The 22580-nt window shown below is 72.6% G+C and carries 18 protein-coding genes and 1 pseudogene; 6 read left to right on the plus strand and 13 right to left on the minus strand.

What is annotated here, in order from left to right:
- Positions 1 to 35 precede the first annotated feature (35 nt).
- The 3 genes from AC4H2H_RS18645 to AC4H2H_RS18655 all read right to left on the minus strand — a co-directional run bounded on the left by AC4H2H_RS18645 (position 36) and on the right by AC4H2H_RS18655 (position 2630).
- Positions 36 to 395, minus strand: coding sequence for a HepT-like ribonuclease domain-containing protein (locus tag AC4H2H_RS18645; RefSeq protein ID WP_494372325.1), 360 nt, complete (start codon positions 393 to 395; stop codon positions 36 to 38).
- A complete protein-coding gene (locus AC4H2H_RS18650; RefSeq protein WP_494372326.1) occupies positions 392 to 829 on the minus strand; it encodes a nucleotidyltransferase domain-containing protein in 438 nt (145 codons plus the stop codon). Before AC4H2H_RS18650 ends, AC4H2H_RS18645 begins: the two co-directional genes overlap by 4 nt.
- 103 nt (positions 830 to 932) lie before the next feature.
- Complete coding sequence (locus tag AC4H2H_RS18655) at positions 933 to 2630, minus strand: DUF726 domain-containing protein (protein WP_494372327.1); 1698 nt, start codon at positions 2628 to 2630, stop codon at positions 933 to 935.
- A gap of 268 nt (positions 2631 to 2898) precedes the next feature.
- Here AC4H2H_RS18655 and AC4H2H_RS18660 point away from each other — a divergent pair, with 268 nt between their 5' ends.
- From AC4H2H_RS18660 to AC4H2H_RS18675, 4 genes are read left to right on the plus strand one after another with little or no spacing between them, the layout of a single operon-like run.
- Positions 2899 to 4524, plus strand: a complete 1626-nt coding sequence (locus tag AC4H2H_RS18660) for a TIGR02677 family protein (RefSeq protein ID WP_494372328.1) — start codon at positions 2899 to 2901, stop codon at positions 4522 to 4524.
- Positions 4521 to 5777 (plus strand): TIGR02678 family protein, encoded by a 1257-nt coding sequence (locus tag AC4H2H_RS18665; protein WP_494372329.1) that lies wholly within the window; start codon positions 4521 to 4523, stop codon positions 5775 to 5777. Before AC4H2H_RS18660 ends, AC4H2H_RS18665 begins: the two co-directional genes overlap by 4 nt.
- Positions 5774 to 9874 (plus strand): TIGR02680 family protein, encoded by a 4101-nt coding sequence (locus tag AC4H2H_RS18670; RefSeq protein ID WP_494372330.1) that lies wholly within the window; start codon positions 5774 to 5776, stop codon positions 9872 to 9874. Before AC4H2H_RS18665 ends, AC4H2H_RS18670 begins: the two co-directional genes overlap by 4 nt.
- A complete protein-coding gene (locus AC4H2H_RS18675) occupies positions 9871 to 11280 on the plus strand; it encodes a TIGR02679 family protein (protein WP_494372331.1) in 1410 nt (469 codons plus the stop codon). The genes AC4H2H_RS18670 and AC4H2H_RS18675 overlap by 4 nt, the downstream gene beginning before the upstream one ends.
- Position 11281: 1 nt before the next feature.
- Here the strand turns inward: AC4H2H_RS18675 and AC4H2H_RS18680 are convergent, their stop codons facing one another.
- The 3 genes from AC4H2H_RS18680 to AC4H2H_RS18690 form a co-directional block, all read right to left on the minus strand.
- Positions 11282 to 11641 (minus strand): HepT-like ribonuclease domain-containing protein, encoded by a 360-nt coding sequence (locus AC4H2H_RS18680; protein ID WP_494372332.1) that lies wholly within the window; start codon positions 11639 to 11641, stop codon positions 11282 to 11284.
- Entirely contained in the window at positions 11638 to 12075 is a 438-nt protein-coding gene (locus AC4H2H_RS18685) for a helix-turn-helix domain-containing protein (protein WP_494372333.1), read from the minus strand. Before AC4H2H_RS18685 ends, AC4H2H_RS18680 begins: the two co-directional genes overlap by 4 nt.
- 87 nt (positions 12076 to 12162) lie before the next feature.
- Positions 12163 to 12813 carry a response regulator gene (locus AC4H2H_RS18690; RefSeq protein WP_494372334.1) on the minus strand — a complete coding sequence of 217 codons (651 nt, stop codon included), beginning with the start codon at positions 12811 to 12813 and terminating at the stop codon, positions 12163 to 12165.
- A gap of 605 nt (positions 12814 to 13418) precedes the next feature.
- Between AC4H2H_RS18690 and AC4H2H_RS18695 the strand changes: the two genes are divergently transcribed.
- Positions 13419 to 13949: a hypothetical protein gene (locus AC4H2H_RS18695; RefSeq protein WP_494372335.1), complete on the plus strand. Its 531-nt coding sequence runs from the start codon at positions 13419 to 13421 to the stop codon at positions 13947 to 13949.
- Positions 13950 to 13998: 49 nt separating this feature from the next.
- Here AC4H2H_RS18695 and AC4H2H_RS18700 read toward each other — a convergent pair whose 3' ends face one another.
- Positions 13999 to 15414: a sensor histidine kinase gene (locus AC4H2H_RS18700; protein ID WP_494372336.1), complete on the minus strand. Its 1416-nt coding sequence runs from the start codon at positions 15412 to 15414 to the stop codon at positions 13999 to 14001.
- 176 nt (positions 15415 to 15590) lie between these two features.
- Between AC4H2H_RS18700 and AC4H2H_RS18705 the strand changes: the two genes are divergently transcribed.
- Positions 15591 to 16397 (plus strand): DUF4352 domain-containing protein, encoded by an 807-nt coding sequence (locus AC4H2H_RS18705; protein ID WP_494372337.1) that lies wholly within the window; start codon positions 15591 to 15593, stop codon positions 16395 to 16397.
- A gap of 36 nt (positions 16398 to 16433) precedes the next feature.
- Here the strand turns inward: AC4H2H_RS18705 and AC4H2H_RS18710 are convergent, their stop codons facing one another.
- From AC4H2H_RS18710 to AC4H2H_RS18735, 6 genes and pseudogenes are all read right to left on the minus strand, one after another.
- Entirely contained in the window at positions 16434 to 17213 is a 780-nt protein-coding gene (locus AC4H2H_RS18710) for a hypothetical protein (RefSeq protein ID WP_494372338.1), read from the minus strand.
- Between the two features lie 44 nt (positions 17214 to 17257).
- Positions 17258 to 18178 carry a hypothetical protein gene (locus tag AC4H2H_RS18715; protein ID WP_494372339.1) on the minus strand — a complete coding sequence of 307 codons (921 nt, stop codon included), beginning with the start codon at positions 18176 to 18178 and terminating at the stop codon, positions 17258 to 17260.
- Between the two features lie 265 nt (positions 18179 to 18443).
- A complete protein-coding gene (locus AC4H2H_RS18720; protein WP_494372340.1) occupies positions 18444 to 20465 on the minus strand; it encodes a hypothetical protein in 2022 nt (673 codons plus the stop codon).
- A 47-nt stretch (positions 20466 to 20512) separates the two neighbouring features.
- Positions 20513 to 21187, minus strand: a complete 675-nt coding sequence (locus AC4H2H_RS18725) for a hypothetical protein (protein WP_494372342.1) — start codon at positions 21185 to 21187, stop codon at positions 20513 to 20515.
- Positions 21188 to 21442: 255 nt separating this feature from the next.
- Positions 21443 to 21613 (minus strand): annotated as a pseudogene (locus AC4H2H_RS18730) (J domain-containing protein); the annotation flags it as partial.
- Complete coding sequence (locus AC4H2H_RS18735) at positions 21610 to 22029, minus strand: hypothetical protein (RefSeq protein ID WP_494372341.1); 420 nt, start codon at positions 22027 to 22029, stop codon at positions 21610 to 21612. The gene AC4H2H_RS18735 and the pseudogene AC4H2H_RS18730, both read right to left, overlap by 4 nt.
- Between the last annotated feature and the right edge of the window lie 551 nt (positions 22030 to 22580).

Consider the following 22580-nt stretch of genomic DNA (forward strand, 5'->3'; position numbering starts at 1 on the left):
ACTGTCGTTGACAGTTCCGCAGCGGACAGCTCGCTTCAGCTTGCGCCTTCCGGGGCCTCTTCGGTCAGATGGGCCGCACGCCTCGCGACCTCCGGGATGTTCGTCGACAGGATCGCCCAGAGCAGCTCGGCGTCCACGATGTCGTATGCATGAGCGATGACGTTGCGCGCGTCCTTGAGTCGCCGAAGCTCGAGGTCGGGGTTGGCATCGACAAACTCGGGGTCGTCACGGTCGATCCTGTTGACGCACTCGCCGAGGCGGATCAGGAGGTCCTCGGCGGCGTAGCGCAACATCTCGTCGGCGTCGTAGGCGTCCTTGCCTCGCGCGACCAGGCGCTCGACGGTGTGGGCATGCTCTACCAGGTCGCGAAGCCACCGCAGCGTGCGAACGTTCACAGCGGGACAGCCTCGTCAAGGATGTCGCGATGCTTGGCACGGAGTCCGCGCTCGGTGACCACGTCGACGTGAATGCCGAGGAGCTCTGACAGCTCGCGCGCGGTCGAGACGAAGCGCCATGCGTCCTCGGGGCGCACCTCGACGACGATGTCGATGTCGCTCGCCGGCGTGTCGTCGCCGCGCGCCACGGACCCGAAGACCCGCGGGTTCCTCCCACCGTTGCGGCGGATGACCTGGCGGACCTCGTCCCGGTGCGCATGTAGTCGATCCGACGGGCGTGTCATCGCGCGACGAATTCGTTCGATCATGGCAGGCGACGCACGACGCGTGCCGGACTCATACGCTGACAGGTTGGACGCCGCGATGCCGGTGAGCTCGGCCAGGCGCGCCTGCGTCAGGCCCGCGTGCTCACGTTCAACTCGGATATCCGCCACAACTCGAGGTTATCAGTGATATCGCCGAGGCCATGGGCATGCCCGGCAGCGCTGCTCGCGCGGAGGGGGCCCTCCACCGCCCGGCAGGGTGGCCAGCCGGTCATCACACGAGCTGCACGTTGCCCTGGTACTCGAAGTGCGTGCTCACGCGGTCGGAGACGTCGACGTTCACGAGCTTGTGCGACGGCGGTGCGAAGCCTGTGAGGCCGGCCGCGTTCTGCCCGGCCTGCGCGACCTTGTAGACGTACTTCAGGACGGCGTCGTTGGTCGAGTAGTACCCGTACACGGCTTCTTCGACCCCGGCGGTCAGCGGACCCCAGTTGCTCTTGGCTCCGATGGCGGCTCCGAGCAGGTGCACGGCCTGGATTCGCGGAGGGCCGGAGCGGCTGCCTAGGGCTTCGGCCGCGACGGCCATCACTCGCGCGCCGAGGCTGTGCCCGATGAGCACGTAGGACTCCGCGTCGGTGCGGGCGAGGAGGTCTCCCACGATGACGCCGGTCTTGTCGGCGCGGCTCTTCGCGACGTGCCAGGGGTTCTTGGCAAGGTCGGAGGCGATGAGCACCGGCGTGAAGGTGCTGCCGAAGAGCTTCGCTCCCGCCTTGTGGGCCACCGCTGCGGCTCCCCTCACCGCGGCGGCGCCGCCGGCCCTCCCCGCGAGTCCGATGCCCATCGCTCCGAAGTCCTTGAGCTCCTTCGCGCCCCAGCGCACCCGGTACACGGGTGAGTCGGGGTACCGCGCGTCGACGATCGCCTTCCAGCCGCCCCACTTCTCCTGATCGCCCTCGGTGAGGAAGCCGTTGGCCACGACGACAGGCACGCCTCCCTTGCCGGGGCGCAGCAGCTCGATGCGGAACGACTTGTCCTCCCGGACGTACGCGTTCGACACCGACGCGCCGAGCGTCCCGCCGACCGCGGCACCGACGGCGGTGACGACGGCGGTGCCTCCGGCCATGCCGAGTCCGCCGGCGGCGAGGGTGCCGCCACCGAGCAGAGCGAGTCCGTGCGATGACGCGGCGGCACCCGAGAGACCGCCGAAGACGCCGAGGGAGCCGATGGCTCCGCCGATCGCCGGCGCTGCGAAGAGTGCGATCGGGGCGGCCGCGGCGACGCCGAGGACTCCGACCGCGGCGATCTTGGAGGCCTTGCTCAGGTCGGGCTTCTCGTACTTGAGGAAGTCCTCGTAGTCGTGCAGCTCGCCGAAGCTGCCCTGCGCCTTCTCGAAGCCGGGGATGTCGTGCCGATGCTCGGCGCAGTACTGCGGGACGCGGAGCGCGCCGCGCTCCCGAACGGCCATGTTCTCGCAGCCAGGGGCCACGCACGGAAGAGTCGGCGACCCGCAAGCCTGGCACACGTACACGGGGAGCTGTCCCGCGGGTCGGTTCGACTTGCGGTGCTCCGTCTCGGCGAAGCACGAGGAGCACCAGCCGTGCTTCGGCTCGTAGGGCGAGACGTCGTCCGCGACGTCAGCGATCCACTGCGCGACCTTCGCGTAGCCGTCGGCACGCTTCTGCGCTGCCTTCTTGTTCTCCTCGGCCTGCTTGAGCGCTGCCTTCTGGCTCTCGGGGTCGGACGCACCGAGCGCATCGGCGTTGGACATCGTGCGAGCCTCGTACCACGACTTGCCGAAGGCCCACATGTTGCTCACCAGGGCGGGGTTGTCCGCCAGGACCCCACCGCTCTCGACGGTCGGTTCGACGTCGGCGAGGTCACCGACGAGCGCGAGCTCGGCTCCCTGGTCCGAGACGACCTCGACCTTGAGCCGCGTTCCGTCAGCGATGTGGGCATGAATCGAACCAGGCATGGCCGGATAATTCCACGAAAACCACCCTCCGTCGGGCGTCGGACGGGTGAAATCGACCGACTTCTGAGGTCGGGGTTGGTCGGTCGTCCAGCGGCGGGGGTAGCGGTAGCGGTCAGGTGTCGACGTCGTGGCTCGTGCCAAGCGATGACGACGCCCGCCGCATCGAACTCGGGACGTACAGCGTGTCGTCGTCGCCCTCGGCGGCTCGTCGTCCGGTCGAACCCCAGGGCGTTTCCGCGATGTCAGCGGCCCGTGTCACGCTGTCACCGTGACTGAGGAACCCGCTGCCGACCCGGGCGTGTACGGCCCGTTCGCGTACCTCAGCGCGCCCAACGCGCCGTTGTACCGCCGGGTCATGCGCGCGCTGATGGCGGCGAAGGAGCGGTTCGCGGTGCATGTGCGCCCCGAGCAGGTGCTGGCCGCGCTGCGGTCCGACGGCGGGGAGCCGCTCGGCGAGTCGGCGGTCGCCGAGGCCTTGGAGAAGCTCGCACAGGAGAGCTGGGGAAACGTCCTGGCCTTCCCGGACACGAGCCGGGTCACCACGCTGGAGGACTTCAACCGGCGTCGCATGCTGTATCAGCTGTCGCGGCCGGGCGAGCTCGCGGAGCGGGCGTTGGCGCAGTACGACGCCACGGTCGGCACGCGCGGTGCGCTGCAGGCGGTCGCGCTCGAAGACATCGTCGTGCTGCTGACGAGCCTGCGCGACGCGGCCCGCGCGCACGCGGTCGACCCGGACGCTCCGGTCGACGGCGCGCCGATCCACCAGGCGCTGCGCAGCCTGCGGGAGCGGTTCGCCGAGCTCGCGGAGAACGCCGTCGCGTTCATGGGGTCGATCCAGCGTGCGATCGACCTCCACGACGCCGACGTCGAGGCCTTCCTCGCGTACAAGGAGCAGCTCGTCTCGTACCTGGAGCGGTTCATCGAGGACCTCGTCACGCGCGGGGCGCACATCACCGCGCTCCTCGGCGACATCTCGCCGGACGGTGTGCGGTTCCTGGCGTCGGTGGCGGGCGAGCGCGAGGCGCGCGACGCGACTCCGGACGAGCGGGAGTCCGCCGTCGACGTGGCCCGTGAGGTGTGGGTGCGGCAGTGGGCGGGCTTGTCGGACTGGTTCGTCAGTTCGCCGGGTCGCGAGAGCGAGGCCAGGCTGCTGCGGGGTCGTGCGCGGTCGGCGATCCCGGCGCTGCTCGCCGTGGTCCGCGCCCTGCACGAGTCGGGTGGTCGCACGGACCGCACGCAGGACTTCCTCGCCCTCGCCCGGTGGTTCGCGGAGCTGCCCGACGACGGTGCGCGCCACCGCCTGTGGCGATCGGCCTTCGGCCTGGCACCGGCCCGGCATCTCACGGTGACGGCGTCGACGCTCGACGCCTGGGAGGTGGCGGACCTCGGCAACGCAACGCCGTGGGCTGACGCGCCCGCGCTGGAGATCAGCCCGCAGCTGCGTCGGACGGGGTCCTACGAGCGGCGCGGCAAGGCGAACCGGGTTGCGGACCGCTCGGCGGCCAAGGCGATGCTCGCCGAGCGCACGCGTCGGGAGGCGGAGCAGACCGAGGCCGCACGGCGACGCATCCTGACCGCCGGCCCGCGCCCGCTCTCGGCGTTCGGGGAGCTGGACCCGGAGGCGTTCCGGTTGTTCCTGGGTCTGCTCGGTGACGGGTTGGCAGCGATGGGTCCGCGCGGCACGACGGCGCAGGTGCACACGTCGGACGGCGAGCTCACCGTCACCCTCACCCGGGTCGCGGGCGCGGGCCTCGCGGTGATCCGCACGCCCGACGGCACGCTGACCGGGCCGGACCATCTCGTCGACATCGCGAGGACGGCCGGAGACCTCGACGCGGGGTCCGTAGCCGCCGAGCCGTACCGCCACATCGAGCTTGCGGAGGTCACGGCGTGAGCAGGGTCGATCTTGCCCCGCGTCTGTCGGGGGCGCTGGAGGAGCGCGACGCCGACGGGCGACGGCGCGCGCTGCGCGCGTTGCTGACCCGACCGGTCCTGCGGGCGCAGACGGACGGCGAGGTCTTCCGGCTCGCCCGTCGGCACGCCGACGCCTTGCGGGCGTGGCTCGATCGGGAGACGGGCTGGCGGCTCGTCGTCGATTCCCAGACCGTCCGGCTCATGACCTCCACGGTGCCGCACGGCCCGACGGCGACCGCGGTGGCCGAGCGGCACCCGGCCCGCGCCCGCAGGGGGGACCCGCCCTTCACCCGGCGCCGCTACGTGCTGCTGTGCCTGGCGCTGGCGGTCCTCGAGCGGTCGGACCCGCAGATCTCGCTCGGTCGCCTCGCCGAGGACGTGGTGCTGGCGGCGCGACAGCCGGGGCTCGAGGGTGTCGAGTTCACGTTGTCCGGCCGGGAGGAGCGCTCCGACCTCGTCGCGGCGATCCGGTTGTTGCTCGGTTACGGCGTGCTGGTGCGCGTCGCCGGGGACGAGGAGTCTTACGTGTCGTCGGGCGGCGACGCGCTGTACGACGTGGATCGGCGGGTGCTGTCCACGATGCTCTCGACGGCCCACTCTCCGGGTCTCGTCGCCGCGCGGCTGGCGGGGCACGCGACGATCGATCGCGTCGAGTCCGCGTTGCACGCTCCGCCGCCCGCCTACACCGAGGAGGAGGAGAACCGGCGGCTGCGTCACGCGGTGTCGCGCCGGCTCCTGCTGGACCCGGTCGTCTATTACGACGAGCTCGACGGCGCCGAGCGCGCCTATCTCACGCACCAGCGCGTCGGACTCACCGCACGGCTCGCCGAGGCGACCGGACTGGTCGCGGAGCTGCGAGCGGAGGGCGTCGCGCTGACCGACCCGGACGACCAGCTCACCGACGTGCGCATGCCCGAGTCCGGGACCGACGGGCACGTCACGCTGCTCCTGGCCGAGCACCTCGCCACGTCCGGCCCTGCCGACGTCGCGAGCCTGCGTCGTCTCGTGCGGCGACTCGCCACCGAGCATGCTGCGTACTGGCGTCGGACCACGCAGGAGCCTGGCGCGGAGGACGCCCTGCTGCACGACGCCGTCGATCGCCTCGTGGCGCTCGGCCTGGCCCGACTGGACACCACCGTCGGGGAGAGCGGCGGGGCGACGGTCGTGCCCCTGCCCGCCCTGCGGCGCTTCGCCGTCGCCGCACCCACGATCCGCGAGAGGACGACGCGATGAGCCCGACCGAGGGCGGCGCACCCGCCGGAGCCCCGCCCCGCCCCGTCACCGCCCGGTGGCAGCCCCTGCGGCTCGGTCTGGTGGACCTCTTCTACTACGACGACGAGCAGTTCTGGTTCCACGACGGACGGCTCCTGCTGCGCGGCAACAACGGGACCGGCAAGTCCAAGGTCCTGGCCCTCACGCTGCCGTTCCTGCTCGACGGATCGGTCCAGCCGCGGCGTGTGGAGCCGGATGCCGACCCGAAGAAGCGCATGGAGTGGAACCTGCTCCTCGGCGGCGCGCACCCGCACACGGAACGCACCGGGTACTCGTGGATCGAGTTCGGGCGCGTCGACCCGGACGGCACGGAGCACTACTGCACTCTCGGCATCGGGCTCAAGGCCGCGTCCGGGCGCGGCATCGTCAAGTCCTGGTACTTCACGACGACGCGCCGGGTCGGCGAGCTGCGGCTGACCGACGACACGCGGACCGTGCTGAGCCAGGAGCGGCTCCGCGACGCGATCGAGCCGGACGGCACGGGGCACGTGTACGGGACGCGTGACGCGTACCGGCGCGCGGTGGACGAGGCTCTGTTCGGGCTGGGCGAGGAGCGCTACGGCGCCCTCGTCGACCTGCTGATCCAGCTGCGCCAACCCCAGCTGTCCAAGCGTCCGGACGAGAAGGCGCTCTCGGCGGCGCTCACGGAGGCACTGCAGCCGGTCGACCAGGCCGTGGTGTCCGACGTCGCCGAGTCGTTCCGCAGCCTGGAGGAGGAGCGGCTGGGGATCGAGGGCGCCCGGGCGACGCTCGGCGCCACGGAAGCGTTCCTGCGGCACTACCGCGCCTACGCCGCCGTTGCTGCGCGCCGCGGCACGACCGCCGTGCGGCAGGCGAACAGCGAGTACGAGCGCGTCGGGCGGGAGCAGCGCGACGTCGAGGTCGAGCTCGAGACCGTGCACGGCGAGATCCAGGGTCTCGACGCGCAGGTGAGCGCTGCCGAGGACCGGCAGAGCGCTCTGACGGGTGAGGACCGGGCGCTGCGCGAGAGCCCGGAGATGCGCGACGCGGAACGCCTGGACCAGGCTGTGCGGAACGCGACGGAGGCCGAGCACCGGGCACAGGAGGCGGCCACCGGAGCCGAGACCGCGCGCACTCGCGCTGACCGCGACGAGGAGACCGCGGCGGAGGCGGCACGACGGCGCGACGACGCGGACCGGGCGGTCGCGCAGCTACGGGCCGACGCTGCCCGGATCTCCCAGGCCGCGGGACTCGTGGGCGAGCACGCGGCGATCGTCGACGACGAGGCCGGGGCCCGCCGCGCCGTCGACCGACGCCGGGAGCAGGTGCGCCACGTCCAGGGCCTGGCCGACGCCGCTCGCGTCGCGGACGCCGAGGCCGCGAGGAGACGCTCCGCGCTCGACACCGCAGAGGCGACCGAGGCGAGCCGTGCGGAGGACGACGCCCGCGCTGCGGCGGGAGTCGACGACGCCGTCGGCCGCTACCGCGACGATGTGCACGCCTACCTGACCGGCCTGACGTCCTTCGCTCCCCAGGGCGGTCCCGACGAGCTGGTCACCACGGCCGAGGACTGGGCGCGGACCCTGCAGGGGGACGCGCCGGTGCGCGCGGCCGTCGAGTCCGCTGCGGCGCAGGTGCGCGCCGACGTGGAGCGGCGCCGGGCCCGCGGCGAGCACGAGGTGTCGCGGCTGACCACGGAGCTGCACGCGGTCCGGGCGGAGATCGGCAAGCTGGAGTCCGGCGTCGACCCGGTGCCGGAGCCCGCGCCAGGGCGCGATCCGGGCGCGCGGGTACACACCGAGGGCGCCCCGCTGTGGCGCGTCGCCGACTTCACCGACGACGTCCCGGAACCCGAGCGGGCAGGGATCGAGGCCGCGCTGCAGTCCGCCGGGCTGCTCGACGCGTGGCTGTTCCCCGACGGGCGGGTCGACGTCGTGGGCGATGTCGTCCTGGGAGCGACGGGCATCGAAGGACGGGCGACGCTGGCAGACGTCCTCGCCGCGGCACCTGGTCCGGACGCGGCGGTGCCCGCGGACGCCGTGACCGCGGTGTTGCGACGCATCGGCCTGGGCGAGGACTCCGGGGCGGCCCTGTGGGTCGACCGCGCGGGCCGATGGGGCGCCGGCCCGGCGCGCGGTGCCTGGGCCAAGCAGGCGGCGGAGTACGTCGGGGCGGGCGCACGGGAGGCGCACCGGCGGATGAAGATCGCCGAGCTGAGCGCTCGTGCCGAGGAGCACGAGGGACTCCTGGCGACAACGCGTTCCGCGCTGGAGGAGGTCGCGCGGCTGTCGGCGCTGATCGAGCAGGAACGGGGCGCGTACCCCACGTCGGCCGAGCGGGACCTGGTGGTCGCGCACGAGCGGGCGGCCGGCGCGGCGCGCGAGCTCGAGCGTGCCCGCGGGCAGTCGGCTGACGCGCGCAACGAGTGGGAGCGGGCGCTCGGCGAGGCCTCCCGAGCGGCACAGGACCGGGACGAGACGGCAGAGCAGCTCGGCCTCGGGGCCACCGCGGGTGAGCTGGAGTCCGCGATCGACGCGGTGGGCAGGTACGCGCAGGCTCTCACCGAGGTGCGTGCCGCGGTGGGCGTCGCCGCCGGAGCGCTGCGTGAGCACGAGCAGGCGGCCGGGCGAGCTGCCGAGGCCGGTGCCGTGGCCGCGGAGCGTGACGCCGCGCTACGGACCGCACGTACCGAGGCGACCACGCTCCGGGCGCAGGCGGACGCGCTGCTGGCCACCGTCGGCGCGACCGTCGCCGAGCTCCAGGCCCGCCTCGAGGAGATCGGCCGCGAGCGGTCGTCGCTGACGGACGAGCTCAAGCGGATCGCGAAGGCGCAGCTCAAAGCCGCGGCGCGGCAGGGGACGCTCGAGGAGAAGAACCGCGACCTGGCCACTCGTCGAGCGGAGGGCGCGACGGCCCGGGGCGTCGCCATCGATCACCTGCGTGCGTTCACCGGGACGGGCCTGCTCAGGGTCGCGCTGCCCGAGCTGACGGTGCCCGACGTCGAGGATCACGACGCGTGGAACGTCACGGCCGCGCTCGCGCTCGCGCGCGCCGCGGAGCAGGCGCTCGACGGCGTCGACGAGGGTGACGACGCGTGGAACCGGGCCCAGCAGCACGTGTCGACGGCGTCGACCGAGCTCGCTGCGCAGATGAGCCGGCACGGGCACACCGCGTACGTCGAGCAGCGCGGCGAGGTCCTGGTGGCCCGGGTGCGCTACCGCTCGGACGAGGTGGACGTCGACCGGCTCGCCGCACGGCTGGAGGCCGACCTTGCCGAGCGGGAGCGCCTCCTCACCGCTCGTGAGCGGGAGATCCTCGAGAACAGTCTGGTCAACGAGGTCGCGGGGAGCCTCCACGAGCTCCTCGCCGCGGCGCAGAGCCAGATCGACCGGATGAATCGCGAGCTGGCCGACCGCAAGACGTCCACCGGCATGCAGCTCAGGGTCCTGTGGAGGGAACGCTCGGACGGGCCCGCAGGTCTCGGGGCCGCTCGGGACCTCATGAGCCGGTCCGACGCGACCTGGACCGTCCAGGACCGCGCGGCGATCGGTGAGTTCCTGCAGGCGCGCATCGCCGAGGTGCGTGAGGCCGACCCGACCGCGAGCTGGCAGGAGCACCTCGAGCGCGCGCTCGACTACCGGCAGTGGCACACCTTCGTCGTGGAGCGCCGACAGAACGGGCAGTGGCGCCCCGCCACCGGGCCCGCCTCGGGCGGGGAGCGGGTGCTCGCGATGTCGGTGCCGCTGTTCGCCGCGGCGTCGTCGCACTACAACTCCGCCGGCCCGCACGCGCCCCGCCTGATCCTGCTGGACGAGGCGTTCGCAGGCGTCGACGACGACTCTCGTGCCAAGTCGCTCGGCCTCCTCGCGACGTTCGACCTGGACGTCGTCATGACCAGCGAGCGCGAGTGGGGCTGCTACCCGCAGGTGCCCGGCCTGGCGATCGCTCAGCTCTCTCGCGTCGAGGGCCTCGACGCCGTCGGCGTGACACGATGGCGCTGGGACGGCAGCCGCCGGACCCAGGAACCCGAGCCGGCCGGGAGCGCTACCGCCGGACCCGTGACGGTCGTGGACGACGAGGCGGCGCTGTTCTCGTGAGGGGGGACGCCGGCGCGATCGCCGACCTCCTCGGCGGTCCGCACACGGCGTGGATCGCGGAGCGGGTCCGCCGGCGGATCGAGACGTCGCCCGATGTCCCGAGCCTGACTGGCGTCGTCCGACTCGCCCGTCCCACCCCGGAACAGCGAGACGCCGCGGCGCGACTTGTCGGACGACCCCGACGCGCGAGCACCGGCCTGAGCGTCGACCTCGGCGACGTCGAGGAGATCCTGAGGCGCGGGCCCTGGCCCGCGGGGCTCGCCGACGCCGTCGTCACGCTGACAGGCCCGGTCCCCGACCGGCGAGCGGAGCGGGACGCCCTGGCCGCGGCCTGGACCACGGCGCAGGCCGAGCTCGCGCCCGCCGTCGCGCACGACGCCCGGCTCGCCTCGTGGTGGGACGCGTGGTGCGCCGCGGGGAATCTCAAGCGGGCAGCCCGCGCGGAGGTCGCACGGCGCTCCCGGGCGAAACCGGAGAGCGCACCGGACCCTGAGCTCGACGTCGCGGCCGAACTGGTCCGGACGACGGCCGCCGTGCTCGGTGAGCTGCCGACCGCCGACGAACCGCTGGCCGTCCTCGCCCGCAGGGTTATCGGCGACGCGCACGGCCTCGACGCGGACCGGCCCCTCGGTCGGCTCGCCGCCGCCGTCGTCGGTGCGGCCTTCGGCGGGGACCGCGTGGCGTCCGGCGGGTCCGACGGTGAGCGGGGCTCGGGCCGCGAGGTCTGGGCGAGGGCCGGCGTCGTGCTGTCGAACGTCGCCTCGACGGTACTGTCCCTGGGAGTGCCCGGCGCTGCGGGCTTCGCCGCGGCTCCTGGAGCGCGCCCCGCGCCGCCCGCCGCCACCGCGGCCGCCCTCGAGGCGATGCGGCAGGCGCGCGTGCCCCTCGTGCTGACCCTCGACCAGGTGCGCTCCGGAGGGGTCGGGATCATGGCGCCCGACGCCGTCGTGCACGTGTGCGAGAACCCCACCGTCGTGGAGGTGGTCGCGGCGCGCTGGGGCGCGACTTCCGCGACCGAGCGACCTCTGCACCACGATCCCGTCCTCGTGTGCACGTGGGGACAGCCGAGCACTGCCGTCGTCGAGCTGCTGCAGATCCTGACCTCGCGTGGTGCTCGCGTGCGCTACCACGGCGACTTCGACTGGCCGGGGCTGCGGATCGCGAGGGCGCTCGCGGCCAGGGTGCCGTGGGAGCCCTGGCGGTTCACCGCGGCCGACTACCGCGCGGCCGTGCATGACGGCGACCTGTCCCGTCCGCTGGCAGGACAGGTGGCCGATGCGCCGTGGGACCCGCTGCTCGCCGAGGCGATGGCAGAGCTGGGCAGCGCCGTCGAGGAGGAGGCGGTTGCCGAGCAGCTGGCTGCGGACCTCCTCGTCGGCAGCGACGTACAGCGGACAGGTTGGTGACTCAGCCCAGGGCGTCCGTGTCTTCTTCGATCCTGTGGGCGACACGCCGAGCGACCTGCGGAACGTTCGTCGAGAGGATCGCCCAGAGCAGCTCGGCGTCCACGATGTCGTAGCCGTGGGCGATGACGTTGCGCGCGTCCTTGAGCCGCCGGAGCTCGAGGTCGGGGTGGGCGTCGACGAACTCTGGCTCGTCGCGGTCGATCCTGGTGACGCACTCGCCGAGGCGGATCAAGAGGTCCTCGGCGGCATAGCGCAGCATCTCGTCGGCGTCGTAGGCGTCCTTGCCGCGCGCGACCAGGCGCTCGACGGTGTGGGCATGCTCCGCCAGGTCGCGGAGCCAGCGCTGCGTGCGAACGTTCACCGCGGGACAGACTGGTCGAGAATGTCGCGATGCTTGGCGCGGAGTCCACGTTCGGTGACCACGTCGACGTGAACGCCGAGAAGTTCTGACAGCTCGCGCGCGGTCGAGACGAAGCGCCACGCATCCTCGGGGCGTACGTCGACGACGATGTCGATGTCGCTCGCCGGCGTGTCGTCGCCGCGCGCCACGGACCCGAAGACCCGCGGGTTCCTCCCACCGTTGCGGCGGATGATCTGGCGAACCTCGTCCCGGTGCGCATGAAGTCGATCCGAGGGACGGGTCATCGCGCGACGAATCCGGTCGATCATGGCGGGAGACGCTTGCCGCTTGCCGGACTCGTATGCCGACAGGTTGGACGCCGCGATGCCGGCAAGCTCGGCCAGGCGCGCCTGCGTCAAGCCTGCCCGCTCACGCTCCGCTCGGATGTCAGCCATGCCACCGAAGTTATCAGTGATAACCCCAACGGAGAGGAGTGATTCCGCACGGCGCCTCGCGTGCACGGGTCGTCACCCGTTGGAGCGTCATCTCCCACCTCCCGACTGTGTCACGACCACCGCGAGCTGGACGCGGTTGGTGACACCGAACTTCGCCATCGCGGCGGCGAGATGAGTCTTCACAGTTGCCTCGCCGAGGAACAATCGCTGCGCGATCTCCGGGTTGGACAGACCCTCTGCAACGAGTCGGGCGACGTCGAGCTCGCGCGCGGTGAGCGTGGCGAGCTTCTCTGCCGCCCCGCGGCGCACTGCCTCACCCGGTGCAGTGCTGACCTGGGTCATCACGGTCCGCGCAGCGCGGGGTGAGAGCGCGCCCTCTCCGGCAGCGACTGCCCGGACGGCGGACACGATCTCGTCCGGGGACGCATCCTTGGCGAGGAAGCCCGACGCTCCGGCGTGCACGGCGTCGAGGATGACCGACTCCGTGTCGAACGACGTCATGGCGATGACCCCAGGAGGATCCGCGAGCGCCCGCACAGAACGGGTCGCGGCCACCCCGTCGACCCGCGGCATCCGCAGGTCCATGAGCACCACGTCCGGGTGGTGCGCCTGGACCGCCGTCACCACCTCGTCGCCGTCGGACGCCTCGGCGACCACCTCGATGTCGTCCGGCCGCAGGATCGCCTGCAGCAGCCGTCGCACCATCGGGTCGTCGTCGACGACCAGCACCCTGATCACGCCTCGACCCTAGCGGCGTCCGCCCACGTCACCCGCCAGAAGACCCGTCATGCCTCGGGAGGCCGCCAGCCGAGCACTCCGCGCAGCGCCCACGACCCGAGCGCGGCGCTCCACGGCCCGGCGAGCCGGGCGCCGGCGTCGCGCACCGCCGTCGTGACGTGTGGCGTCGACCGCGACTCCCGGCCCTCCGCGCCGACATCCTCATGACCTTCACGACGCGCGGCCGCCGCTCCGCGGACCACCGCCAGAGCGCCTCGGGCACGCGCGCGTCGTGCCCGACGGCGGCGCGTCGGGCGGGGCGAAGGTCGGCGGCCTCGACCTCACCGACTCGTCCGTGACGGTCGAGGTGCACGCCGACGAGGCCGGTCCCGCTCTGCTGGCATCCGGTTCGCGAACGGCTCCCAGGACGGGACGACGCGCGTCCCGACCACGGGCACGCTGGCCGTGAACGGCCAGGACGCGGAGACCGTCGTCCTCCCGCACACCACGTGGGGCAACTGGCAGACCTCCGAGCACCTGGTCGTCCCGGGCACCAACCGGAGACGGTCCGTGGTGGGCCTGTGGACAACCGCCGGGGGCACCTCCGCGGACACTACCTTCCGAGCATGGCCTCCATCGCGGGAATCGTCCTGATCGTCTTCGGCACCTGGCAGCTGCTCATTCCCGACTCGATGCCGATGCTGCATCCCCTGTTGAAGGCTCGTATCCGGGAGAACGGGGGGCCCGGCTACGTCCTCGAGAGATGGTTGCGTGTCTTGGGGTGCGCCGGGCTCCTCCTCGGCCTGGCCATCTTCGTCGTTCCTCCGCTCGAGTCGGCCGCGCAGGAGCGAGAGGCGCGGTTCGCCGAGGTGTTGGGCCTCTCGCCGACGGTCGACGAGGCCGAGGACGTCGTCCTCGACGACGGCCCGGTCGAGTTGTCGTCCGAGGTCTGGGCGTCGACGGACCCTGTAGCGCCCCAGGGCCACACGCAGGCCCTGCGGTACGCCGTCGTGGGGTCGCCGGACCACGCCCCGCACCTCGCGAGAGACGGCTTGACGGACGGGGACCTGCTCGTGCTGGTCGACCCGGTGCTGCGTGACCGTCAGGTGTGGGACGAGCCGACAGGGCAGCGGGTGCCGCCGGTCCTCGCGCTGTAGGGAACGCGCGGTCGCGAGTCCGGGAGCCGTGCACGACGGCGGGGCGTGGCTACGGGGTCGGGCGTCCCCACGGCAGGTGCGCGCGGACGACGAACCGCCCGTCCTCGACGCCTGCGGAGAACGTGCCGTCGAGCGCCTCGCACCGCTCGCGCATCCCGACGATCCCGTTGCCCGACCCGGGGACGCCGGACGCGTCGGCGGTGAGCGCGTTGCGCACGATGAGGTCCACGCCGTCGCCGGGACGCGCGCGCACGTCGACGTCGGCACGCGCGCCGGGCGCGTGCTTCATGACGTTCGTCAACGCCTCCTGCACCACCCGGTACACGGCGCGCGTGAGCGCGGGCGGGGCGGCGTCCGCGTCCGTGACGAAGACCGTGGCGGCGAGGTCGACGCCCGAGGACCGGGCGTCGTCGAGCAGCGCGGCCAGGTCTCCCAGCGCGGGCGCAGATCCGGTGTACTGCTCGGACCCCTCGCGCAGGGACGTGATGAGCGCGCGCATCTCGTCGAGCGCGCGATGGGCCGACGAGCGCATGGTGCGCGCGGCATCGGCGGTCTCGGGGTCGTCGGTCGTCACCTCGAGCGCCGACGCCTGCAGCGACATGACGGACAGGTTGTGGGCGACGGTGTCGTGCATCTCGCGCGCGATGAGCTCGCGCTCGTCCTGCCGCGACAGCTCGGTGCGCAGGTCTTCCGCGTGCGTGCGCAGCACCTCCGCGCGCTGCGTCTCGACGGCGGCGACCTCCTGCGCGACGTGCGCGCGGCCGGCGTAGCGACGCACGAGCCCGGCACCTACCGACGCCGCGACCGCGAACGCGCCGATGATGACGTAGCCGACGGGCGCGAGGTACGACGTCTCGCCACCTGCCACGGGCGTGGACGAGAAGATCACTGACTGTCCCTCGCGCGCGACATCGCGCCACAGCGACGCGACGACGGCGAGCACCGTCGCCGCGACCGACCCGGCGAGCACGCGGCGTCGGTCCTCCCGCGCGAGGACGAAAGGCAGCGCGAGCAGGGCAGCGAGCGCCCCGACGGGCATGAGGACCCCGGCCGCGGCGGTCGCGAGGCACACGACCACCGGGTACCGGGCACGCCACACGACGGCTGCGCACACGCCGGAGAGAACGATCAGGCAGAGGAAGTAGACGGCGAGCTGGCCCCCGGTGATGTCGTCGCCGTGCCGCATAGCGGCATACGTCGAGCTGATGATCCCCATCGTGAACGTCGCCGTGACGGCACCTACGGTCCCGGCCACCGACCAGAACCGGCGTGCCCCGCTCGGGCGAGGGGACGGCGTCGGGCGCCACGCGGCGTCGTACGGCACGGGCTGGCCCTGGCCTGCGTGGACGCCGTAGGAGACCAGGCCCGGAGGTGGCACCGGCGAGAGCGGCACGGGGAACACGGGCGGCACCGCGGCGCCGGGCGGCACCGCGGGGCCACCCGGCTGCTGCGGAGGGGGGTGCATGCGGCGAGCATACGCACGGCCGCCGACGCGCGGCCTCCCCCGACCGGCTCCGGAGCGCCGTCCGTGGGTCCCCCGGTCGGTCGCGAGGACGACCCGTCCGGCCGATCCGCCGACCCCCTCCGCACGGCCACGATCGTCCTCGAACGCCACGACCACCGACGAACGAGGAGACCGCGATGTCCGCACCCACCGGGGGCCACGACCCCCAGCAGCCCGCCCTGCACCCGGCCCAGCACCCCGCACCGCAGGGGCCGGCTCCGGTCCACGGCCAGCCTGCGCCGCAGCCGAACGCGCAGCAGCCGTACTCCCAGCCGTACGGTCAGCTGCCGTACGTCCAGCCGCCCGTCGGCCCGACGCCGCCTCGCAAGAGCTGGTTCGCGCGGCACAAGGTGCTCACGGGCCTCGGGATCGTCGTGCTGCTGATCATCGTCGGCGCGAACCTCGGTGGCGGGGGAGACGACGAGCCCGCCGCGCCGACCGCCGTCACGGACGGCTCCACCGAGACCGCTCCCGACGGCGCGACGGAGCCCGCGCCGGACGCAGCGCCCGAGGAACCCGCGGCAGAGCCGGCGCCCGAGGAGCCCGCGGCGCCGGGCGTCGGGACCGCGGTGCGCGACGGCAAGTTCGAGTTCACCGTGACGTCCGTCGAGACCGGCGTCGCGACGGTCGGGGACGAGTACCTCAACCAGCAGTCGCAGGGGCAGTACGTGCTCGTCCACATGACGGTGACGAACATCGGCAGCGAGGCGCAGAAGTTCGACGGCAGCAGCCAGAAGCTCACCGACGCCGCCGGCCGCGAGCACTCCGCCGACACCAGCGCCGCGATCTACCTGGGCGACGCGAACTCGTTCCTCACCGACATCAACCCGGGGAACAGCGTGGACGGGACCGTCGTGTTCGACGTCCCCGCCGACGCCGTGCCCGCCACGATCGAGCTCCACGACTCGATGTTCTCCGGCGGCATCCTGGTCACGCTCGGCTGAGCCGGCGACCGGAGCGCTCCGACGAGGACGCCGTGCTCACCCTTCGGTGAAGGCACGGCGCGCCTCGGCGGCTGCGGACACCGCATCCTGGCGCAGCACGTCCGTCTCGGTGCCCTCACCGTCGAGCGCGCGCTGCTCGGCGAAGAGGACGGGGCCGTCCTGGTCCGCGTCGGCGAACCGGTCGAGCGCGGACAGGAAGGTCCGGGCGTAGTCGTCGAGCGCGACGTCGGGAAGTGCCCGACGGGCGGCGATCCCTGCACCTTCCGGTCCTCCGTCGACGTTGAAGAGCATGACGAATGCCAGGTCGTAATAGTCCTTCGGCAGCGATCGCTGGATCACGGCTGCGGCCTTGGCCAGGAGGTAGCCGCCGAGACCGGCGAACTGCACGTGCTGTACCACTGCCGACGGCTCGTCGTCGCTCGCGATCGGGCGCAACACCGTGTCGTACAGCGCTGGTCGTGGCCCCCGGACGTTCATCGCGGTCGCTGCCGAGCATCCTGGAAGGACGATCTGCTGGGAAGGGCTGTCCGGGGTGTCGCAGAGGAGTTCGAGCTTGACCGCCACTCCGTCGACGTCGGTCCACCAACGCCAGGTCTCGTCGCCGCGAGTCGTGAACCCGGCGGCAAGGAGGCTCGCCTCGAGCCACGAGAGGTCCAGCTCGTCGCGCTCGTAGACGAAGCCGACCTCGACGAGCACGTCGACGTCCGTCGTCCCCTGGTGGGGGGCCGCAGTCTCACGCGTGAGGTGGTCCGGGTTGAGGCCTCCGATCACCGTGAGGGAGCTGACGTGCTCGCCGAGGTGAGACGCGAGACGCACCAACGCCCTTTCGGCGAAGCGCCGAGTCGTCAGGCTGCGCTCCATCAGAACCCGATCACGGTCTCGCGGAGATGCTCGGCGGCGTCCGGGCCGCGGGCACCCATTCGGAGAAGGTCGCCGTAGAGACGGATCATTCCAACACGCCGGGTGTCGACGTCGGCCGGGCCGCCGCCATCGGCAATCACCGTGTCGGGCTCCGCGTCGGTCAGCACGGGCCCGGCCGCGCGGAGGATCTCGATGCGGGCTCCTCGTTCCACCCGCCGCAGGCCTGAGGCCGCCAGGGTGGTCTCGAGTGCTCTGCCGTCGTCGAACACCGTCGGCGAGAGGTAAACGCTGATCAACGGGACGCTGGTGACGAAGGGGGCGACGTGCTGCAGCGCGAGCCAGCCGGTCAGTGCCCACCCTGCCCTGGGCCAGGGTCGCGCGATCCGGTCGGAGACGAACCGGTCGGGATCATCGACGACGGCGTGAGCGGAGATCCTCGGGGCGTCCTGGGTGGTGTGCCACGACGCCCAGGAGCTGAGCATCGCCGTAGGGTCAGTCAACGCTCGTGCGGACCCGGGCCCTCGTGAGGCGCCGGTCTTCGTCGTCCATCCGGCGGCGTCGAAACTTCGGAGTGCACGAGATGCCAAGGCGGTCGAGACACCGGCGTTGGTCGCCAGATCCGTCACGTTCGGCAACGGTCCGCGTTCTTCGCGAGAGGTGCGCTGTGCACGCGTGAGCAGCACCTCTCCGACGGCGGCAGTTCCCCGCGCCCAGCGAAAGCTCTCGACGGTGGACTGCTTCCGAGGCTTCGTCGTCTCGCGGTCGACCACGATGAGCAATCCAGGGTCGGCGTGGACGGACGCTCGACCGGTCTCGTCCACCCAGCTGATGCCCTGCTCCTCCAGCACGCGCGCCGATCCTGGCGAGATCCGGCTCGCGACGACGAGCGGGAGCGATGACGAGCTCTCGACCGTCTCCATGCGGGCGGACCGGAGAGTCGCGTCGACGTCGGCCGGGAATCCCTCGCCCGCCCACAGGACGGAGAAGGTGACGCGAGACCCGCCGAACTCGAGATCGATCGTCGGGACGCCGTCAACAGGCTCACGTCGGGTGATCGACCAGCGCCGGACCGCTTCTTCGAAGACGCCCTCGACTGCGGCGAGCGCACGCTTTTCTGATCCAGACATATTTTCCACTGTAACAGTAGAAAATCCTAGGAAGCTAGAAAACTGGCGAGGCGGTCGGTCAGGGCTCCATGTCGTCGTGCAGGACGACGCGTGAGAGCTCGATCGAACCGTCGGGCAGCTTCCAGTAGTGCAGGCGACGCGCCGACGGCGCGTTGACCTGCAACGACACGCGGTAGCAAGCGGCGCCGTCGTCGCGCGTCGCCTGCGGGGAGCCGCCGCCGGCGCTCGTGCGCAGGGCGTGCAGCTGCAGCCCGGGGATCTCGGCGGCGCGACCGGTGAGCACGTGCACCACCCTCTCGAGCACCCTGCGCCGCGACAGGCCCTCGAGGTCCAGCGAGGCGAGGAAGCGCGGCCCGACCGTGTACGCGGCCAGCGGGTATGCGGCCTTCTCGCCGGCGGGAACCAGTCGGACCCACGTGTCGTGCACCTCGTACCGGAGCTGCTCGCCCGGGTCGGTGAACCACGATCGCCCGTCGTCACGAGGGGCCTCGCCCTTGCGCGTCGCGATCTGACGCTGCTTGTCCGCGGTGCGGTACCGCGTCTTCTGCGTGGCGATCTGCTGGTCGCGCCGGTCCAGCTGTGCGCGCAGCTCCTGGACGTAGGCCCGGAGCTGGTCGACCTCGACCTCGAGCGCACGGGCGCGTGCGCGCGCCTCGAGCGCGGTACGGTCCGCGGCGTCGGCGCGAGCCCGCTCCGTGTCGAGGGCGAGCTGGGTGCTCGCGAGCGCCGTCCCCTTCCTGCCCGACAGCACGGCCTCCTCCGCGACCGGCGTCGGCTTCGTGGCGGGCGGGGCGGGCAACGACGTCCGCTCGCCCCCCGCGCGTGCGGCGAGCATCGCTGGCGTCGGGACGGAGCGGTCCTGCGCGGGCCGCGGAGCGGGTACCGGCTCGAGGTCTGGACGGGGAGTCGGCCCCGGCTCCACGGACTCCGGCGTGACGGGCGACGTCAAGCCTAGTTGCGCGTCGGCGTCCGCCATCTGAGCCACGGGCGCGGCGGGCTGCGCGTCGGCCGTCGGGACCGAGGGGGTGACGTCGGGCGCGGGCACGGGCACGGGAGCGAGCCACGGCGGGCCGCTGGGCAGCAGGGCGAGCGCCGGGACGGGTGACTCGACGGTGTCGTCGACGTCGTCGAGCCGCACGCCGATCCCTGCGGGCGTCGGGACCGTGCGCGCGAGCACGACCTCGCCGACGCTGAACAAGTCTGCGAGGGAGTCGAGCTCGTTGCCCGTGACTCGCTCGCGCGGGACGCGGTGGTGCAGCGCTGGGAGGAGCTGGACGACCACCGCGTTCGTGTCGACCGCCTCGACCCGGACGAGCACGACCTCCCCGGGGTGGTAGCCCGACGTGACGAGCGCGCGGGACCGGTCGACGTCGGGCAGGGAGTCGCGGAGGTCGAGCCGACGCGAGTCCGGGTCGTAGGAACCCTCGACCCGCTGCCCGGCGGTGAGCACCGACGCCAGCGGCAGCCCGGGGACCGTGAGCTCCTCCGCGACGGTCGCGGTACGGCCGTCGTCGAGCTGCACGAGCGCCCGCGAGCCGAGCACGCCCGTGACCGTTCCGCGCGCCGTCGTCGCGCCCGGTACCCGCCGCGTCGTGACGAGTCCGGCACGCAGCGCGGCGGCGAGCGCGTCGTGCACAAGCTTCTTACCGACCCGCTCGCCATCGTGCGCGGACCACGCGAAGTGCAGCCTCGACCGCGTCGGGTCGGCGACCCAGTCGCGCTCGACCCCGTAGACGCGTGACGCACCGCCGTACACCTGCGTGCGGTCGGGCATCTCGTGCGAGAACGCCCAGGACGCCTCGCCCGTCGGCACGACGACGACCTCCGCCAGGTCGGTCACCTCGTCGAGGACGCGGCCGGCGTCGACGTACGGGCCGTCCGCCCCGGCGGGCGTCGAGATCACGACGACCGGCCACGTGCGTCCGGCGTGCTGCAGCCATGTGGCCAGCGCCTCGGCGCCCGCCACGTCCCCGATGTGCTCGACGACGGTCGGTGGCGTGCGGGGCTGTGTCGCCTCGGGTGCGGCCCCGCCCACCGATACGCGTCGACGCTCCTCACGCGTGCGGTTGCGCTTCGGCACGATTCCTCCAGATCGGGGGACAGCGACAGTACCGGACTGGCGCACGATCACACGTTCGCGCGCCGGACCGCGTCGAGCTGTTCCCAGGCCGCCCGGGCGTCGTCGTGGCAGGAGGACGCGACGGAGCCGTTCGGGCGTATCAGGACCCACACGTGTGCAGGCCAGGTACCGCTGATCCATTCGGTGCTCGTGGCATAGGTCCGGGTGTCGGACACCGTCACCTGCGTACGCCCGTAGACCGGGACGGCATGCTCCACCCACCTCAGACGATGGCCCGGTTCGAGCGCGCCGATCCGTAACGTGTTCCAGGTCACGGCGAGCTCACGGAGCCGGCGGTGCTCCTGCTTCCTCACGCGGGCCGTCAGAGGGATGTGCGCGCTCCGCCGACGTGCCCGCCGCAGGAGCTCCGTGACGACGACGCTCCACGCGACGACCAGCACGAGCAGGACCGGAACTGGCGCCGGGGCGCCGATGACCTCCGTGGCGGCCGCCTGCGGGACGACCAGCAGCAGGACGAGCACCTCCGCCACGATCGACCATGCCCCCGACCGTGCGCCCCAGATACGGCGTGCCAGAACGACGCCGAGTAGCAGCACGGTGAACGTGAGGATCCCGTTGCTCGTGATCCCGAACAGCGGGCCGAAGAAGCCGAGGCCGAACAGCGATCCCAGCAGCACCCACTGCACTGCGCCGAACACGGCGAGCCACCGGGGGACACGCACGGCGCCGCGCTGCCGGGGCAGTCGCGGCGGCTTCCAGGCACGGGGGTCGTCGTCGACGAGGACGCTGGACGGCGGGCGTCGACGTGCTTCGGCTCGCAACCGGGCGCCCGGGGTCGACGGGCGATCCGTAGGAACAGGCGACCGGACCTCCTCGCCCCACGACGGCTTCAGAACCTCCTCGGCTTCCGGAGTTGCCGGTGCGTCGGCGTCGGTCGGTGCAGAGTCTGGCTGTGCCCGCGATGCGTCGTACCTGCGTCGCGCGTCCGGGTCGCGCAGGCACTCGTACGCGAGCCGGACCGCGTGGAAGTCCTCAGCGCGTCCTCCCCGGTCCGGGTGCGTGAGGCGCGCGCGCCGACGATACGCGCGGGTGATCGTGTCAGGGTCGGCGTCGGCCGCGACCCCGAGGATGGAGTAGTGCGAGCTCACGGGCGCCTCCCGAACAGTCGGCGCCTCCCGGAACCCTCGAGCGCAGGTCGTGACGACTCGGACGACACGACCTTCTCCGGTTGTTCGACCTGGGCCGCCGGCTCGTATGTGAGCTGGGTGACGCTCCACGGCCGGACGGCGAGCGCCGCCGCCGTCTCGTCGGGGTGGGAGAAGAACTGCGTGGGAGGTACCCCTCGTTCCGCTCGCACGACCACCGCGCGGTCCCCGGCACGACGCATCGTCACGATCGTCTGGCGCACGGGATAGCCGTCTCGTGAGTGCTGCACGATCTCGCCCAGCCACGTCTCGGGTTGGGGCACGGCGTCCCGCAGTCCCTGACGGACCTCGGGCGGGAGGAAGGACACCGCGTGGTGACCGCTTCCCTGGTCGCGCGGCACGAGCGGGGCCGGTGCCACGTCATCGGATCCCGCCGGAGGGCGGCCTGCGGCAACCACACCTTCACGTCGACGCGTCGAGTACGGCCCGACCGTCTCGACCCCGAGGAGACGCCAGGGACCCTCGGGGCGGAATCGGCCGTCTGCCTGCTTGCCCAGCGGCCGACCTGTGACCACCACGACAAGACGATCGTCCAGCGCCTGCCAAGCGATCATGCGTTGATGGCGCACGCCGTCGACCAGTGCCGCGCTCCCGTCGAGACGCACGACGTGCTCCGCGATCGCCGGACTCTGGCTGCGGTACTGCTGTGCGTCTCGCGGCAGGTCAGCCCAGGTGAGGATCGAACCGCCGAACTCCTGGTCCCGCGTGCTCGCGACGCCGCGTTCCGTCTGTCTCGGCGAACCGCCGCGCGGCGTGTCGACGCCGCCTCCCGCCGCGCGCTGGACGATCTCCGAACCCATCGTTCCCCCTGTCTCCGATGTGTTGTCGCTGACACGAAGCTAGTCGGTGGCACCGAAACCGCCCGCAACCCCCGTGGCTGGGCTCACCCAGGCGTTCAGTCCTCGAGGTT

It is taken from the genome of Cellulosimicrobium sp. BMG9.22 (assembly GCF_059159975.1).

Bases quoted from the DNA above. Each gene is read 5' to 3' on its own strand.
- AC4H2H_RS18655 (WP_494372327.1), bottom strand. From the start codon at position 2,630: ATGCCTGGTTCGATTCATGCCCACATCGCTGACGGAACGCGGCTCAAG.
- AC4H2H_RS18670 (WP_494372330.1), top strand. From the start codon at position 5,774: ATGAGCCCGACCGAGGGCGGCGCACCCGCCGGAGCCCCGCCCCGCCCC.
- AC4H2H_RS18685 (WP_494372333.1), bottom strand. From the start codon at position 12,075: ATGGCTGACATCCGAGCGGAGCGTGAGCGGGCAGGCTTGACGCAGGCG.
- AC4H2H_RS18695 (WP_494372335.1), top strand. From the start codon at position 13,419: ATGGCCTCCATCGCGGGAATCGTCCTGATCGTCTTCGGCACCTGGCAG.
- AC4H2H_RS18700 (WP_494372336.1), bottom strand. From the start codon at position 15,414: ATGCACCCCCCTCCGCAGCAGCCGGGTGGCCCCGCGGTGCCGCCCGGC.
- AC4H2H_RS18705 (WP_494372337.1), top strand. From the start codon at position 15,591: ATGTCCGCACCCACCGGGGGCCACGACCCCCAGCAGCCCGCCCTGCAC.
- AC4H2H_RS18715 (WP_494372339.1), bottom strand. From the start codon at position 18,178: ATGGAGACGGTCGAGAGCTCGTCATCGCTCCCGCTCGTCGTCGCGAGC.